This window comes from Thiomicrorhabdus marina (assembly GCF_017571465.1).
Classification (GTDB): domain Bacteria; phylum Pseudomonadota; class Gammaproteobacteria; order Thiomicrospirales; family Thiomicrospiraceae; genus Thiomicrorhabdus; species Thiomicrorhabdus marina.
On the sequence record NZ_JAGETV010000065.1, the window covers coordinates 1 to 764 of the forward strand.

Consider the following 764-nt stretch of genomic DNA (forward strand, 5'->3'; position numbering starts at 1 on the left):
TGACCTTTCCCCTGAATTAGTACCATTCTCTTGATGAGATTTTTTCATTATGCCACCTGTTTAGCATACACAGCTGGCGGTAAATAATTCAGTGAGCTATGCGGTCGAACATGGTTGTAATGCTCTCGCCACTGATCAATTTCGTATTTCGCTTCGTCTAATGTTCTGAACCAATGTTGATTGAGACACTCGTTTCTGAACTTGCCATTTAAACTTTCAACAAAAGCATTCTGGGTTGGCTTGCCTGGCTGAATAAATTGCAGCTTAACGTTAGACTCCTTAGACCAGAAGAACATCGCCTTAGAAGTAAACTCAGTTCCGTTATCGCAGACGATTCCATAGGGTTTTCCCCGAATCTCAATGAGCTGTTCTAAAAATCGAGCGACTTGCCTACCACTAATTGAAACAGATACAAGTTGGCCAATCATTTCACGCGTACAATCATCAACCACATTAAGCACTCTGAACCTGCGGCCATTGGAGAGTTGATCGGCTACAAAATCCATTGACCAGCGTTCATTGGCTGCGGTTGGTAACAACATTGGCATACGAGGTCTTTGTATCTTATTGCGCTTCTTGGTTCTGACCTGCAAGCCTTCTTCAGTGTATAAACGATAAGTCTGCTTTTTGTTTTTAACGAGCTTTTCTCCACGTAACAAACCGTGCAACAGCAAATAACCGTAACGAGGATACTGAGATGCCAGTTCTCTCAGGCGTTTACGAATCGGTTCATCGGATTTTGCACGTTCAACATATCGATACGC

The 764-nt window shown here is 42.9% G+C and carries 1 protein-coding gene; it reads right to left on the reverse strand.

Annotation, left to right across the window (positions count from 1 at the left end; translation table 11 throughout):
• Window positions 1-47: 47 nt before the first annotated feature.
• The coding region (locus J3998_RS13595) for an IS3 family transposase (RefSeq protein ID WP_208151111.1) at window positions 48-764 on the reverse strand (717 nt) is incomplete at its 5' end.